The sequence below is a fragment of the Thiocapsa sp. genome, assembly GCF_018399035.1.
Taxonomy (GTDB): domain Bacteria; phylum Pseudomonadota; class Gammaproteobacteria; order Chromatiales; family Chromatiaceae; genus Thiocapsa.
On sequence record NZ_CP073760.1, the window covers coordinates 3,839,698 to 3,855,554 of the forward strand.

The 15,857-nt window shown below is 63.3% G+C and carries 13 protein-coding genes; 1 reads left to right on the forward strand and 12 read right to left on the reverse strand.

Going from position 1 to position 15,857, the window contains the following annotated elements:
- Position 1 precedes the first annotated feature (1 nt).
- The 3 genes from KFB96_RS17440 to KFB96_RS17450 are packed head-to-tail and all read right to left on the reverse strand — an operon-like array spanning position 2 to position 3,756.
- Positions 2–1,063 (reverse strand): acyltransferase, encoded by a 1,062-nt coding sequence (locus KFB96_RS17440; RefSeq protein ID WP_213460034.1) that lies wholly within the window; start codon positions 1,061–1,063, stop codon positions 2–4.
- Positions 1,064–1,067: 4 nt separating this feature from the next.
- A complete protein-coding gene (locus tag KFB96_RS17445; protein ID WP_213460036.1) occupies positions 1,068–2,168 on the reverse strand; it encodes an acyltransferase family protein in 1,101 nt (366 codons plus the stop codon).
- 40 nt (positions 2,169–2,208) lie between these two features.
- On the reverse strand, positions 2,209–3,756 hold the full coding sequence (locus tag KFB96_RS17450; protein WP_213460038.1) for an O-antigen ligase: 1,548 nt from the start codon (positions 3,754–3,756) through the stop codon (positions 2,209–2,211).
- A gap of 132 nt (positions 3,757–3,888) precedes the next feature.
- On the opposite strand from KFB96_RS17450, the gene KFB96_RS17455 reads away from it, so the two are divergent.
- Complete coding sequence (locus KFB96_RS17455) at positions 3,889–4,884, forward strand: hypothetical protein (protein WP_213460040.1); 996 nt, start codon at positions 3,889–3,891, stop codon at positions 4,882–4,884.
- Between the two features lie 20 nt (positions 4,885–4,904).
- On the opposite strand, the gene KFB96_RS17460 is transcribed toward KFB96_RS17455, so the two are convergent.
- The 9 genes from KFB96_RS17460 to KFB96_RS17500 all read right to left on the reverse strand — a co-directional run bounded on the left by KFB96_RS17460 (position 4,905) and on the right by KFB96_RS17500 (position 15,852).
- Positions 4,905–5,837 carry a polysaccharide biosynthesis/export family protein gene (locus KFB96_RS17460; RefSeq protein ID WP_213460042.1) on the reverse strand — a complete coding sequence of 311 codons (933 nt, stop codon included), beginning with the start codon at positions 5,835–5,837 and terminating at the stop codon, positions 4,905–4,907.
- A gap of 139 nt (positions 5,838–5,976) precedes the next feature.
- Positions 5,977–8,433, reverse strand: a complete 2,457-nt coding sequence (locus KFB96_RS17465) for a hypothetical protein (protein WP_213460044.1) — start codon at positions 8,431–8,433, stop codon at positions 5,977–5,979.
- Entirely contained in the window at positions 8,430–9,302 is an 873-nt protein-coding gene (locus KFB96_RS17470; protein WP_213460046.1) for an AAA family ATPase, read from the reverse strand. The genes KFB96_RS17465 and KFB96_RS17470 overlap by 4 nt, the downstream gene beginning before the upstream one ends.
- Before the next feature lie 239 nt (positions 9,303–9,541).
- The gene (locus tag KFB96_RS17475; RefSeq protein ID WP_213460048.1) at positions 9,542–9,979 is read right to left on the reverse strand and encodes a PEGA domain-containing protein; all 438 of its coding nucleotides are present in this window, start codon (positions 9,977–9,979) and stop codon (positions 9,542–9,544) included.
- On the reverse strand, positions 9,976–11,118 hold the full coding sequence (locus KFB96_RS17480) for a glycosyltransferase family 1 protein (protein ID WP_213460050.1): 1,143 nt from the start codon (positions 11,116–11,118) through the stop codon (positions 9,976–9,978). The genes KFB96_RS17475 and KFB96_RS17480 overlap by 4 nt, the downstream gene beginning before the upstream one ends.
- Positions 11,115–12,287: a glycosyltransferase family 4 protein gene (locus tag KFB96_RS17485; protein ID WP_213460052.1), complete on the reverse strand. Its 1,173-nt coding sequence runs from the start codon at positions 12,285–12,287 to the stop codon at positions 11,115–11,117. The genes KFB96_RS17480 and KFB96_RS17485 overlap by 4 nt, the downstream gene beginning before the upstream one ends.
- Before the next feature lie 109 nt (positions 12,288–12,396).
- Positions 12,397–13,644 carry a glycosyltransferase family 4 protein gene (locus tag KFB96_RS17490; RefSeq protein WP_213460054.1) on the reverse strand — a complete coding sequence of 416 codons (1,248 nt, stop codon included), beginning with the start codon at positions 13,642–13,644 and terminating at the stop codon, positions 12,397–12,399.
- Positions 13,641–14,297: a DapH/DapD/GlmU-related protein gene (locus KFB96_RS26925; RefSeq protein WP_300970426.1), complete on the reverse strand. Its 657-nt coding sequence runs from the start codon at positions 14,295–14,297 to the stop codon at positions 13,641–13,643. Before KFB96_RS26925 ends, KFB96_RS17490 begins: the two co-directional genes overlap by 4 nt.
- Before the next feature lie 13 nt (positions 14,298–14,310).
- Positions 14,311–15,852, reverse strand: a complete 1,542-nt coding sequence (locus KFB96_RS17500; protein WP_213460055.1) for an oligosaccharide flippase family protein — start codon at positions 15,850–15,852, stop codon at positions 14,311–14,313.
- Positions 15,853–15,857 lie beyond the last annotated feature (5 nt).

Consider the following 15,857-nt stretch of genomic DNA (forward strand, 5'->3'; position numbering starts at 1 on the left):
GCTAAGCCCCGTTCGTCTCGACACAGTGGCGATGGTACCATGCCTCGACCGAAAGCCGGGCGGGGGCCTCCAACACACCACGCACCCGCAGACGCCCGAGCACCCAAAGAATCAGCATGGGCAGCAGGATACTCACGAGAGATCCAATAAGAAGATAAACCCAAGCATCTTGCACCCCGAGCAACCGATCCAGAAGAATCCGGGCCCCGCTGCCTGCCAGGATGTGCATGAGATAGATCCCCATGGATGCGCCCCCCAGCGCCAGCATCCAGGACGCCGGGAAACGGGCAAGCCACATGGACAGAGTCGCCACGGCCAGGATCGACACAACCGCTACCAGCAGGGATGCGATGCCCTTGTCCTCGAACAGGAGTCCAAGCTCGATATGGAAGATAAACTGCGCGACCACGAATCCGATGATCCCTGCGATCGCCCATCGCCCGGCGTGCGCGGCCAGTTGATCCTTCACCGTCGAAAACCAGATCCCCAAGGCAAAGAACACAAGGTTCTTGACCACATAGTCCGAATGAAAGGCCGATGGGATAGCAGCCTGAAAAACATAGGCAAGCACCGCAAGCGTCAAGACACCGAGAAGGACGGCCTGGCGCTCGCTCCGGTAAATCAGGATAGCGGCCACGACCACCAGAAACAGTGCGTAAAGGAACCAGAACTGTGCTCGTGGATCCCAAAGCGACAGGACCTCCGTGAGAGTGACGTTGCCGCTGGTGTAATGGGCGAGTCCCACCTCGACCAGCCCCTGAATTAGGGACCACAGGATATAGGGATAGAGGATGGTGTCGACCTTGTTGGCCGCGAGTGTCATCCGCCCGCGTCGGCGCAGCGAGTGAAAAAAGAACAGGCCGGATAGAAAGAAGAACAGGGGCATGTGGAAGCTGTAGATGATGCTGTCGACCAGTTGATACAGCGGCACGTCCATCGGGATACCGGCATTGAAGACGCCACGCGCTACATGACCGTAAACGACGAGAACAATACCGATGGCCTTCGCATAGTCGACCCAGGCATCACGTCCGGAGGAGTAAACCTTCTTTTGCCGTGTCATGTGCTCAACCCACCCTTGGTGTTGACGTCGCTGGCCAGACGACACCCTTGAGGGCGTGTGTCATGGAGGCGTAGTACAGGGAGAAGACCAACCCCAGAACCCATTGGGTCAGGACCAGCGGCGCCCCGGCGGGCAACACCAATGGGGCGATGAGAATCAACGCCAAAAGCACCAGCCAAGCTGGAAAGCCCGCCATGAGGCGCGGGACGCGTAGCGCCCCGAACAGCCGCGGCAAAAGCCACATCAACAGGATCGATGCAACCCCGACCAGTGGCCACACCCAATAAGTTCCCCAGATCCCCTGGGTGTACTGTCGTATCACCCAGATCACGCCGATATGCACATAGAGAAAGAGCAGCGAGAAGGCGCCCAGCCAGAGCAGCCAGGGAAAGGCCCGCGTGACGAGAGCCCCCGGTAGGCAGCGGGCGACATAGAAAGCCATCGAAGTCAGCAGCAGCGAAAATAGGAAATAACCCGTGGTCATGTCCCAGCGATTGTCGATCCCGAGCGGAAGCCCCAGAGCCCAGCCGAGACCCAGCCCGAATAAGGCGGCCAAAGCGACGACAAGATTATATCGATTCGGCGTCAGATAGCAGAACATGCCGAGAAAAAAGGGAAAGAGCCAAGGGATAATCACGAAGTTTCCAGGCTCCAGGACGACGTTGACCAGATAACCCATCCACCAGGTCTCGCGCGGCAGGACATCCGTGGCGAGCTTGAGCGCGAAGAGCAGGATCGCGGCGGCCAGATAAAACCAGGGTCCGGGATTGAAAAACCGTTGCACCAGATAGAGCACCAACACTCCCACGGCGATGATTTGCAGGATATCCATCTCGAAGGCGATCCAGAAATTGCCTGCGACTATGGCCGCGAAGCTCAAGCCCAGCAAAAAGATCATGGCGTAGGTCAGGACGACCCCGGCCACCGGATACTTGCGTGCCTGGAAATGGGCAGTGATCCCCGAGACGGCAAAAAAAAGAATGGGGGCAAAACTCCCCAAGAAGGTGAGCACCTTGGACGGCAGGTCGATCTGCAGTTGCGTATGCGCGAAGAGCATCAGAATACACGCGACGCCTTTGAGCAAGTCGAGTGACAGATCTCGCATTGATGTCTTCTCCCTAATGATTTGAGCAGTTCATGCCCACTCAGCGCCGACGCATCGGCCGGGCCGGTTGCTTGGGTGGATGGGATAATGTCGGCTTGGGCTGATTGCTGCGCCGGGTCATCATCAGATACCAGAGCATGAGACGATTCTTTTTATCCTGTTGCTGCTGGATTCGCTCACGCTCGACGCGATCCAAAGAGGTCAGGAATCCAGCAAGCATAAAATAGGCTACGGTGATCTGGATGATCCTAAAATTCCACTCGAGTGTGCCCACAAGCCAATTGATGGCGAAGCCCGTGAGGATCCCGATGGCGAAGACACGTTCAAGACTGTCGCGGCGTTTGAAGATAAAGCGCACGGCAATCCACATGAAGGTGCCAGTCAACAGGGTATAAAGGGTCACCCCGATCACGCCCATCTCCGCATAATGGAGCCAAAAAATGTGATGAGCGATGCCGCGATCCAGCGGAGAGAGATGCTCGCCATAGTGCATGAAATTGATTGCATAGGAATAGTTATTGATACCCACGCCAAAGAAATAATCATGCCCCATCTCGGCCGAGGCAATATTGGCGTCATGGCGTGACTCTCCGGACTCTTTGGGTGCTGTCTCAAACCGCTCGATGATGGGCGGCAGGATTACGGCCAAGGCTGGAATCGACAGCAGGATCATGATTCCAATCGCCGCGAATTTCTTCTTGATCTTGCTTGGTCCTTGTTTCAGAAAGAAGGCCATGACCATGATCATCATGAACCCCATCACCATGGTAGCCATCCCGCCTCGCGACAGCGTAGCGACACTGGTGAGAGCACCGGCGCCCAAGGCCGCCCAATAGATCAGGGTACGTTTATCGAAAAGCTTGTCACTGTCCTGCATAAGCACGGCGAAGATGACGAAGTTCATCATATTCTGGAAGGTCACGAGTCCATTCTGATGCGGGAAAGAGCCGCGCGGCGGAAAGACGCCTCGCGTATACTTATCCATAAGGACCTGAGTAAAGCTATAGAAGGTTAGGCCCACGACACACCATATAATAAAGCGCAGATCGTCCTCGTTGCGAATAAAGTTATAGGCAACCCAGAAGGTTGCATAGGCACGCATGAGCTTGGTGACGCCAAAAAAGGCAAATTGCGGAACCACGGCGGTCGCGATGGTCAATGCCGAGTAACCGAGATAGAGTGCCATCCAGATTTCGTTGGGGTTGCGGGTGTAAATTTGACGTTTGCGCCAGCGTGGCGCTTTGATCATCGCCACGATCAGGGTGATGGTTAGCCAATCCGTGACGCCGAACTCCACGCCCCGAATATCTCCTCGATAGGGCGTATAGCTAAAAAAGGTGACATCGACTGGATTAATAGCCATGAAGAGGATCCCGGCCATGCAGACCCGGTCCATCCAGGGGTACTTGATCGCGGCGGGAATGGCCACGGCGAGGAAACCGATCGTCATGCCGACGAAAAGCAGCTGCTTGGCACTAATCGGCTCGGACCACAGCTCGGGCGGCAGCGTCAACTGAAGCTTCCTGTCGGTCTCGGAAAGACGTTCGGCCAGGCTCGGTTCGCCGTCGATTGGGCCGGCGCGGGCCAATGGATGATAGCACTCGATCTTACGCCCGCGCGCGGGACGTCTCAAGCGCACCGGTGATGAGACTTCGCGCCGCTATTGAAAGCCCATGACACGGCGCGTAACATCGATCACCATCTACAGGAGGTGACTATCATGATTGCGCGGACCGCGAGGCTCCTCAAGCGTCTCGTTCAAGGCAATGCATTGCCGGCCTACATCATCTTTCGTAAGCCGATGGTGGTGATCAGTTATTTCGAGGACTTCGTCAACCGTCGCGACGACATTCTCAACGCTCTCGGAGACCCCAAGCCTTTCCTGCTGTTTCAATTTGGCTGGCACCGCGAAACGCCGGCACGCGCAGAGGAGGCCGCCAGGGACGCCTCCCTCATCAGCCGCCAATGCCCCGGCGCCGAGCTGATCTTTCTGTGTAATTCCGAACGCGAGGTCGCGCTGGTCTCGGGTGTCGGCTTGCGCGCCGAGTTTTGTCACCAGAACGCCTTTCTCGACGAACAGCGTTATCACATCGTGAGTCGGCCGATCCGATACGACGCGATCTACCTCGCCCGCATCACGCCGTTCAAACGCCATGCCTTGGCCGCGAAGATCACCTCACTGCGACTGATCGGCGACCACTCGGAACGAGAGGCCGCCTATTTCGCCGAGACGAGGCGCCTGCTCGCCCACGCGAGCTGGAAACGCAAGGTCTTCTCACGCTTTGTCTCCCGCACAATCGGCGAGGCGCATTGCGGGCTCTGTCTCTCGGCGGAGGAGGGCGCCATGTTCGTCAGCGCCGAATATCTTCTCTCGGGGCGGCCGCTGGTCTCGACTCGCAATCTCGGTGGTCGCGACGCCTTCTTCGAGCCGGATTACGCCTTTCTCGCCCAGGATACCGCCGATTCGGTGCGCGATGGGGTGGATGCGATGAAGCACTGCGCGATCTCTCCCGCCGAGATCCGCCGGCGCACGATTGAAAAGTTTCAACCCCATCGCGAACGGATGATCGCAATCCTGCAGGACATCTGCGACCGGTCCAAGGTGAAACGTGACGCGGCGGCGCAATGGCCTCGCTACTTCACCCACAAGTTCGGCCTGCGTTGTTTTAATGGACCGCGCGTGCGGCTGACCCGCATTCCCAAACACCGTGCCTAAAGCGCCGTGCCGCATCCGGCCTATCGGTTTCCACTCACGGTCGTGCCGAGGATGATGCCGGTCTGGATGGCGGTCACGGTGGGTACGATCTTGTCGAGCATCCGCGACCAGGTCGTGAGTCCCGTGGGCGGAACATAGACCAGATCCCCGGGCTGAAGTTGGACATCCTGCTCCAGGCCAGCGATGACCTTGTTGAAGTCGGTCACGATAAGCGTCGGATTGCTCAGTGAACCGCGCACGATGTGCACGCGGGAAAGGTCCGCATCCTGGGTGAAGCCTTCGGCCAGGGCCAGGGTCTTGGACATGGGCATATCGTCGCGGAAGGCAAAGAGCGCAGGGGTATTGACCTCCCCGATGATATAGACCTCCTTGGAGAGACCCGAGGGGATATTGATCGTGTCGCCGGACTGCAAGGCCACATCGAAGCGCAAATCGCCCTCGCGCAGCAAACGTACGAAGTCGACCGGCAACAGCTTGCCTTGGCGGATGATCATGGCGTGCGTGAGATCGGCCAATTCGATGGAGCTCGCCCGATACTGGCCCTTGCTGAGGCCGCCCGCCTTCGCCACGCTGGCGGTCAGGCTGACGTCGGTCACAAGCGGATAGACCCCGGGTTTGACCACCTCGCCGTAGATAACGTAAGACAGACTGTTGAAGGCGGTCACGATGACTGTGACCCGTGGAGTCAGCACGTACTCACGCAGCCGTTGCGTGATGTCGACGGTCAGCTCTTCGACGCTGCGGCCCTCGGCCTGAACATCGCCGACGAGCGGGAAGGAGATCATGCCGTCGGGGCGCACGGGCACACCGGACAGGGTGAGGTCCGACTCGTCGTAAACGCTGATGCTCAACACGTCGCCCTTGCCGAGACGCGGCACCAGGGTGGTCTCGGCAACGAGGCGTTGCAGCTCCGCGAGCTGCTCGTCGATGCTCTTGCGCTGCTCGATCTGCATTGGATATGGAGGCGCCGAACGGATTGCCGGCGCAGAGGGTTCGTTTTGGGCTGCGGATCCCGATCCACGATACTCGCCGATGCAGCCCGTCGACAGGATGATCGACAGCGGAAGGAGTAAACACCAGGACTGACTCGGATTAGCTGACATGGGACTTGGGGCCGGCATAGTGGAGCGGCCCGGCAGGAGCCGGGGCGCGAGGCTTGGTTCGACTCAGCCAACGTGTCCAGAACATCGGCTTAGGTTCCGACGGGAAGAGCGGCTCGCCCTCCAGCAGATCGATGGGGATATCCGTGACGAGGATGCCGCGGACACGCGCGCCACGCTCCTCCAAGAGCTCGACGGTCTCGCGCAACTGACCGCGCGTCGTCCGACCACTCCGTGCCACCACGATCAGATTGCCCAGGCTCACGGCAGCCTCCAGGACGGTCTCCAAGGCACCGACCGGCGGCAGATCGTATACCAGATTCCGCCCGCTTTGATTCAAGGCGTCGAGCACGGCGCGAAATTGCCGGCTGCCGAGCCGCGCGAGCCGATGATCGAGTCCGTCGACACGCGGCTGATCCGGCTCTCGACCGGACACCGACTCCGACTCCGGCACCGAGTCATCGCGCGCGACGCCGGCCGCCAGTAAGACGAGGTCCGGCGACGAGGTCGCGCTCAGCAGGGTCGCCACAGGGGACTCCCCATCCAGGGCTTGAGCCAAACCGGCCTGATCGGCTGGTCGCCTTAGAAGCTCCGACGGCCGTGTCCCCGCCAGATTGCGCAGATCGGCGTCGACCAAGGTCGTCGGATATTCCTTCATGGCGAGGACCAAGGCGAGATTGGTGGCGATGCGGGTGCGCCCTGCCTCGGGGTCAGCGCTGATCACGCCCAGACAGCGCCAATCATCCGGCTCCAGCTTGGCGTCAAGCTCGTTGATCAGGCGTCTGAAGATCGCTGCAATGGGGTCTGCCGGGCGTTGCGGATCGACCAGTGCGCGCGCGTCTGCGGGAATATGCTGAAGCTCCCACACAAGCTCGATGCCCGGAGTCCCGAGGGCATCGCGCCGGGTGCGCAACCGAGGGTCCAGCAGCTCCAGTAAAAGGGCGACCCCGAGCCCAAGCCCTCCCCCAAGCACTACGCCGGCGATGGCGATGAGCTTTTTCGACGATGGCATGGCCTCGGTAGGCGGCAAGGCGCGCTCGAACAACTCAAGCGAGGCTTCGTTGCGCTGCACCATGACCGCGGCCTCGTCGACCCGGCCCACGAGGCTGCCTACCAAATTCTCGGCGGACGTCATCCGCGTCTGGATCAACTGAAAGTCCTTCTCGGCGGAGGTCAGGTCCGCGAGTTTCGTCCGGCTCTGCTCGATCGTCTCGGTCAGCGCAACGATCTGTGCCTCACGCACCCGAATGTCGCTGGTCAGCTCGCGCTGGCGATCCTGAAGACCGGTCAGCTTGGTGTTGGCCGAATAGAGGTTCTCGGGCGCACCCTCGTCCTTGCTCTCGGCGATCATCTGCTTGAGCACGTCGACCCGGGTCTGGAGCTTGATGACCTTGGGGTTCTGCTCGGTGTAGCGACTGCGGGCCTCCTGCAACTGCCATTCGTAGTCGGTGAGGCGCGTCTTGAGTGGGTTGCGGTAGACCGACGAAGTGACCACCATTTCCGGCTCGCCCTTCACCGCGCTTTCGATCTCCACGAGCGCCTCCTTGAACGCCTCGACCTCGGCGATCTTGGTGTTGAGGTCGACGTCCAATCGGGAGAGACTGCCGAGGAGGACCTGGGTCTCGGCATTGAAATCGGAGACCTGATGAGCGGACTTGAAGGCACGCATCTCGGCGGTGACGGCGCGGAATTCCTCGCGGGCGGATTCCAGTTGTGCACTGTAATTGCCGAAGGCACCCGAGGCATCTTTTCGCCTTAAATCACGACTGCGCTGGACCAAGAGCTCCGCGACCGTGTTGGCGATCCCGGCGGCGATCACCGGATTGTCCCAGATCGCGGTGATCTGGAAGATGTTGGACTCCTTGCCGACGTTCACGCCGATGGCGGGGCTGAGCGCGCGCAACGTGGCGTCGAGCTGAAGCCCGTCGATGACCGCCTGCAACGAGCTGGGCAGCTTGACGGTGTCGAGCAGGGTCTTGAGGTTGTAACTCTGAAGTTCGAGGGGTATCGCGCTGCCGAGCGAAAATTGGTCCTGACGGCTGTGCAACATAAGGGCCGCCACCGCCTGCCAGCTCGGCTTCACCTGAGTCACGGCAATCACCAGGAAAAGGCCGGAGATGACGGCGGCAATCCCGGCCGCCAGCCACCAGCGCTTGAGGATCCCGCGCGCCAGTCGCTCGATGTCCAGACCCGGCCCCTTGGGTGGCTCCGCCTCCTCGCCCCCCATTCCGGGGAAGCCGGGGAACATCAAAGGGGCCTCCTCGCGGGACTCGGGCTCGAGGTTTTGAGGGGGCGACTCGACGTCGGGTTCGGCAAGATCCCAGGCGACCTCGCCTGGATCCGGAGAGGACTCCCGGTCGCGAGCGTCCCCGGGGTCCGATGGTTCGCCGTGCCCGTCGCGTCCTCCCGGATGTGCGTAGCGATCTCGAATGCGTAGCTCCCGGGTCACGGCGGATCAGCCCCGGCGTCGAAGAGGCCGCCATGTCGGCGAAGATCCTCCACCACGGTGGTGATCGCGGCGCCGGTGAAGTGGCCAGCCCCCTCGACCAGAACATGCTCCAAGGCGATCTTGCAGATCCGGTTGACCTCGCGGGGAATGCCGCGGCTGGCCCGAAACAGAACATCCAATGCCTCGGGGTCGAAGGGGAATTCGCCCTGATAGCCGGCGACGGCAAGGCGGTGGCGGACGTACTCTCGCGTCTCGTCCGCCGTCATGGCCGCGAGATGAAAGCGCAGGCTGACCCGTTGGTCGACCTGCGGCAGGTGGCGCAGGTGAGCGCGCAGCTCCGGCTGGCCGATGAGGATGAGGGTCAGGAAATTCTGGCGCTCGGAGGCGATATTGGTCAGGCCCTTGAGGGCCTCCAGGCAGGACAGATCGAGCTGCTGGGCCTCGTCCAGGAGAATGACCAGATGGCGGCCTTGGCTCGCGATCTGCTCGGTCAACAGACGCTTGAAGGCGGCCAGACGGCTGTAGCGGTCGGGATAGTCCGTCGCACGCAGGCGCTGTCCCTGGATCTGGCTGAGAATCTCCAGCAGGAGATCGTCGAAGCCGAGCAGGCTGTTCTCGATGCTGACCCGCGCATGGGTCTCGGCAGAGAGCCGCGCATGCAGGACGGAACGCAGCATGGTCTTGCCCGAGCCGATCTCGCCCGTGAGCAGGCCCATGCCCATGTTGCGGTCCTCGGCGAGAAACTGCAGGCGCGACAGGGCCTCCGCATGTGCCGCCGAGGGGAAGAAGTAGCGTGTGTCGCGGGTATTGTCGAAGGGCGGCGCGGGTGGATTGCTTGCCGTCAGTCCTCGCTCGGAGGGATCGGTCATGTCAAGGTGCCGCCCCGTGTGTACCGATGGATCGGAGGACATGAATGAAGAGCCTTTGCTAAACGCCGAACGTACATCAGGAGCCGCGCCGACAAAATCATCTTCCGAGTATATGCCAGCTTTTTTGGGTTGTAAGCACTTGCCTTGTTCCCCGCACCGGACGGGCACCTCGGCGTCATGTCAAACACCACGCCGGAGACTCGGCCGTTGCCGCGCATCGTCCGCCTTCATGGACAGGGCTAGCGATTCGGATCCTGCGGGTCGTTGGCCAGGGCCGGATTGTTCATGAAGAAGGTCACACGCCTCGGGAGGTGTGGAACCCGCAGACGCTGCTCTTGGCGGGCCTGGCCCGGATAGAGTGGCTCGGCGGTCACGGTGACGGCTCGGGTGAGGCTCGAAAACCAGAGATAGCGATTGAGCGGCGTCTGACCCACATACTCCCCGTCCACATAGATGGCCGCCGGGGTCGGTGCAGAGTCGATCTCCACCCGTGTGTTGGACGCCCCGGGGGGGATCTCGGCGCAGGCGGCCGGGACGGGCTCGCAGGGACCAAACGACGCCTCGCAGAGGGGTCTTGCCTCGGGATAGCAGGCCAACGAGGGCGCGGCGCAACCACCGGATTGACCGGCGCCGGCGAGCACCGCGACCGCCAGGACAATGGTCCGCGCCCGGATCATGAGGCGGCTGCGGCCTCCAGTTCTTCGAGCACGGCGCGGGTGGTCGCGTCCCAGGTGAAGCGGGATGCCCGCTCGATGCCCGCGGCGACGAGGCGCACGCGCAAGGCATCGTCCGTGAGCAGGCGCGTGAGGCTCTCCGCGATGGCGGGCACGCTCAGTGGATCGAAGAGCAGCCCGGCCTCCCCGACCACCTCGGGAATGCTCGAGGTCTTGGCGGCGCACACCGGGATCCCGCTCGCCATGGCCTCCAGCACCGGGATGCCGAAACCTTCGAAGAGCGACGGAAAGACCAGTGCATCCGCCGCGGCATAGAGTGCCGGGATGGCCTCGTTCGGGACAAAACCGGGGAAGACCACCTGATCGCTCAGCCCAAGCTCACGCACCCGCGCCTCGATCACTTCGGCACCATTCCAGCGTCCACCCACCAGGACCAGCTTGTGCGGCAAATCGGTGTCGCGCTTGAGCGTGGCAAATGCCTCGAGCAGACGCACATGGTTCTTGCCGGGATGCTCCAAGCGGGCGATATAGAGGACATAGGGGTCCGGAATCCCTAGGCCGGGCGGGATCTCGGCCCGCGCCTCCGCACGCGGGCAGGGCTTGAAACGCATGAGATCCGCCCCGTTGTAGATGACCCGAATGCGCTCGGACGCAACCCGCGCAAAGGATTCCAGGTCGCGCCGGGTGGACTGGCTGACCGCGATGACCCGGGTCAAACGTCGCATCATGCGCGGCAGGATGCGCATGATGTAAAACATCCGCGCCGCGTCGTATTTTTGCGGGACATGCAGTTGGGAGAAGTCGTGCACCGTGCCGACGCTCGGCACCCCATAGGACCAGGCGAGCCGCCGATTGCCCGCCGGCATGAACACCAGATCGCAGGCGTGGCGCCGCAGCATCCGGGGCAGGATCACGATGTGCCAGAAGATGCTCGCCACCGGATGGCCGGTCCAATCCGGCAGCGCGATCACACTCAAACGCGGGTGCCAGCTCTGCACCCAGGCCGCATCCGCCCGGTTGACGAAGGCGACAAAGGTCTGTTCCGGCGCCATGGCCACCAGGCGTCCGACCACGTTGGCGGCATATTGGCTGATGCCGGACTTGCCGCCATCGGTTGCGAAGGCCGAGATTCCGATCTTCATGCCGCGCTCTCCAGGAGTTGCATCAAGCGGTCCAGATAACCGTCGGGCTGGAAGTCCCTGCGCACCCGCGCCAGTGCGGCCTGTCCAAACGCCGCGGCCCGGTCGGGATCGGCCAGCAGGCTAGCGATGCCGGCCCCCAGGGCGTGGGTATTCGCCTCCGGAGCCAGGATGCCGGTCACCCCGTCGACGAGCCAATCCGGGATGCCCCCGACGCCGAAGGCGACGACCGGACGTGCACGCGCCATTGCCTCGATGCCGACCATGCCGAAGGGCTCGGGCCAGCGCGAGGGGACGACGCACACGGCGGCACGGGCGTAGTAGGGTTCCAGCGCCTGATGCGGAACCCAGCCCGCGAAGGTCACCCGCTCGGCGATCCCCAGCTCCACGGCCAGGGCGCGGCAGGCGTCGAGATGGTTGCCGATACCCACGACCGTGGCGTGCCAGTCCCCGGGAACCCCCGCCAACGCCTTGAGCAAGAGGTCCACCCCCTTGCCGCGAATGACCTGACCGACAAAGAGGATCTCCCGCTCCCGGGACGGCGGCACCGGCCGGGCCTCGGCGAGGGCCGCGGGGATCGGCGGCACGATGGCGACGCGCCGAGCATCCAGCCCATTCATGACCAGCTCACGCTCCATCCAGCGGCTGCCCACCATGAGACAGCGTACCTCGCGGTGGGCGCGAATGGCCGCCTTGACCGCGCCCGTTCCCTTCAGGGCAATCGGCACGACGGCCCCCGGCGCGGCGCGCTGCAGCCAGCACAGATTCAAATAGCAGGCGAGGCCCGCCGGGCGGTCGCAGATCCGGCCGCTGAAGGGGAGATACTTGTGCCGGCGCGGACAGACCAGATCGTGGTCGTGGACCATGCGCACCGCAGGATAACGACGGGCCAGGTCCGCGACCCGCACCGGATCCTCGACCTTGTGCAGAAAGAGGACATCCGGGGCGAAGGCGCCGATCATGTCATCCTGCGTCCCGGTCTGCTCGAAGGCCGACAGGTAATCGTCCCCGGGCCGGGGATCCGCGTGCAACAGCCCCTGCGGCCAGCCGCGGGCCGCGAGTCCGCGCGCGGTATCCCAAAGGATCTGCTCGACCCCGCCATGAAAGCCGGCCCGCTCATGGATGTGCAGAACACGCAAAGGCGTACCGGGAGGACGATTCGGGTTGGACATAGGGATCTCTCTTCTTGACGGATGCGATGGCCGCGCGGCCCCGGGGCGACCCATGGGCAACTGGCGGACGACGGGCCGAGCGCATGGCGGCTCGGCCGCCCGAGAGATCTCAGGTCAGCCGTTTCCGCCTCCCGCGCGGCAGCTCGCGGTAGAGATCGAGAAGACGCGCGGCGATACTTGACCAGGCGTAGTCGCGGCGGGCCTTGGCTTGGCCCGCCGCGGCGATGCGCGCGGCCAGCCCCGGATCGCTCATGACTTGGATCAGGCGCGCGACTAAATCAGGGACATCGTCGGCTTTGGCGTGGAGGACATCCTCGCCGTCGCGCGTGAAGGACGGGATACCGCCGACCCGCGCGGCGACCACCGGACGGCCGGCGGCCCATGCCTCCAGGATCACGATCCCGAAGGGCTCGTGCAGAGACGGCAGGCAGAAGACCTCGGCGGCATGGTAGGCGGCGGGAAGCATGGGGTCGTCGGGGCGCAGACCGGGGATCAGGGTCACCCGCTCGTTCAGGCCCAGATCCTCGACACGGGCCATCAGGCGGTCGCGGTAGGCGGCCACGGTGACGGGGCCGATCAGCACCAGGTGCGCCTCGGGGATGCGCGCGGCAAGGGCTGCCAGTGCCTCCACCAGACCGATCTGGTTCTTCTGGTAGTCGATCCGGCTGACACAGAGGATGATGCGCCGGTCCGCGGCGATGCCATGGGCGGCGCGAAAACCGACGGCGTCGCCCTGCGCAAAGGCATCGCAGTCCACCCCGTTGGGAACCAGCTCCACCCGCTGACCGGGAAGCCTGGCTTTGGCCGCGGCGTACTCGTCGCCGCCGACGCAGACCACCGCCGCCGCATCCTCGAGCACCCGCCGCGCACCGAGCAGGGCGCCGAAAACACGCCCCCACTCCGGACGGTTCCGGATAGGCGCCAGCATCTGGTCCATCTCGCCCTTGGGCACCTCGAAGAACCCGCCGTGCAGGGTCACCACATAGGGGATGCCGCGCCGTCGGGCGACGGTGCGCACCACGCCCCCGACGCGCTTGCCGGTGTGGGCGTGCAGGATATCCACGCCGGGCTCGCGCAGCAGGCCGAGCAACAGGGACAGCGACAGCAGATTGCCGCCCTTCTTGTCCATGTCGCGGCGATCCTCGGCGGTCAGGCCGAGGAAAGGATAGCTGTAGGGAAAGCGCCGCACCGCCACCCCCGCGATGCTCTCGCGGCGTTGGTCCGACAGGGCCAAGCTGGTGAAGATGGCGGACGTGTGCCCGGCCTGCTGCAGCGCCCGGCTGGTCTGGAGGATGGTGGTCTCGGTGCCGCCCCACTCCGACAGCACGAAACGCCTGGGGATCTGGATGATCTTCATCGTGTCTTCTCGGCGGTCTCCGGATCGGGAGTTGATTCGGGATCGGGTGCGCCCTTACGCCGACTCACGACCCGAGCCGGCACCCCCATGGCGATGGACCAGGGCGGAATCGAGCGGGTCACCACGGCGCCGGCCCCGATGATCGAACCCCGCCCCAGGGTCACCCCTTGCAGGACGACGACATTCAGACCGATCCAGACATCGTCCTCGATCACCACCGGGCCGGTCAGGACCGGTTGATCGTTGATCGGGATATCGCATCGCGCGACGGCGTGCGAGACGGTGTTGATGCTGCTGTGACCGGCGATCAGGACATTGCGGCCGATGGTCACGCCGCCGTTGCCGTAGACCAGGCAGAACGGGCCCAGCCAGGAGCGCTCGCCCAAGGTGACAAAGCCTCGATTGGCGTTGATGACCACGGCATCGTTGATGGACACGCCTGCGCCAAGCGCAATCCCGGGGTTGGCCTCGGTGTTGGCGCGCAGAGTGACGTGACGGCCGATACCCACCGCGTCGCCGAGACGGATGCGCCCGGGGTATTGGAGACTGACCCCGGCGTCGATATGACAGCCGTGCCCGAGCGCGCCGAGACGGAGTCGATAACCACCGAGGCGCACGCCCTCGCGAATTCGGCGAACGATGCTCGAGGGCATGGCGGCTCCTGATTCAGGTGGGCTGCTGAGATGAAGGCGGCTGCGTCGGCCGCCCGCGATCGCGGATCCGGCGCAGCTTGCCCGCGATCAGTGCGCGCTCCGGGGCGGCGAGACCGCTCCAATAGAAGATCGCGTAATACACCAGGGCACTGACCGACCCTTCCAGAAAGATCCAGACGAATCCGCTGACCGGTTGCCATTGCATCAGCAGCCATGCCGTCCCCAGGGCCGGCACCAAGGGGGGGAGGCTCGGCCAGATTGCCTTGCCCGCGAAGCCCGCTACGGACAACCCCTGGTCACGACAGGCGCGCGATACCACCAGCGCGAACTCCATCAGGACGATGGCGATCAGGGTTCCCAGTGCGACACCGATCAACCCGAAAAACTGGATGAGGATGATCGACAGGATGAGGTTAAGCAGGGCGGAACCGCCCATCGCAAAGGCCACGAAGCGATGATGGCCGGTCATGCCCAGCACATTGGCGGCGTTGAACTGCACGCTGGCAAACAGCATCGCCAAGAGCAGGATACGCAGGACGGGGACCGCCTCGGCGAACGCATCCCCCATCCAGAGGATCACCAACGGCTCGGAATAGAACAGCAGCAGAGCAATGAACGGGACCGCGATGGCCAGCAGGAAGCGGGTTCCATCCGCCAGCACCCGGCGCACCGTCGCCGTGTCCCCTGCGCCCTTGGACTGGGAGACCAAGGGCATCAGGGCGTTGGAGAACTGCTTATTCAGTAGATAGGTATACTCGGCGATCTTCGCCCCCACGGCATAGACGGCCACGGCGGTGAGCGGCAGAAAGGCGTTGATGACCACCGGATCGAGACGCAGGATGATGAGAACCGCCACGTTGGCGATGAAGAAATAGACCGAGAAGCCGAGCAGCTCGCGCACCCGCGAGCGCGTGAACAGCCTGGGGGAGACCGCGAGGCCCGGGGTTAGGTGAACGGCCAACGGCAGCATGACCGCCGGCCCCAAGAGCATGGTCACGGCCGTGGCGATGGCCATTCCCATCAGGCCGAGGCCCGCCTTCAGCAGGATCACCACCAAGGCGGCGTTGACCAGGGTCGTCACCAGCTCGATGGCATTGACCAGGTGCATCCGTCCGCTGCCGATCAGGATCGCCTTGATCAGACTGGCCGGGAAGTTGATGGCCACCACGCTCCCCAGCAGCCAGAGCGCCAGGGTGAAGGCCTCCGCCTTGTCCGGGCTTAGATCGAACCAGCCCGCAGCCGGGCCGGCGATGATGGCCACCAAGGCGACGCACACCAGGCCAAGCACGGAGTAGACCACCAGCAGTGTGGACAGCACCTGATTGCGGCCGGCGTGGTCGCCGCTCGCCGTCAGCTCGGCAACATACTTTATGGCTGCCGTCGCAAAACCCAGGTCCAGCAGGCCGAAGAGCCCGACGACGGCGAAGATCAGCGACCAGAGCCCGAACAGTTCCAGCCCGAGATGCTCGACCGTGAAGGGGATGAGAAAGAACATCACCGCAATCCCCACGATAACGCGCAGGTAGTTGCTGGCGATGTTGAGGATCCAACGCATCAGGG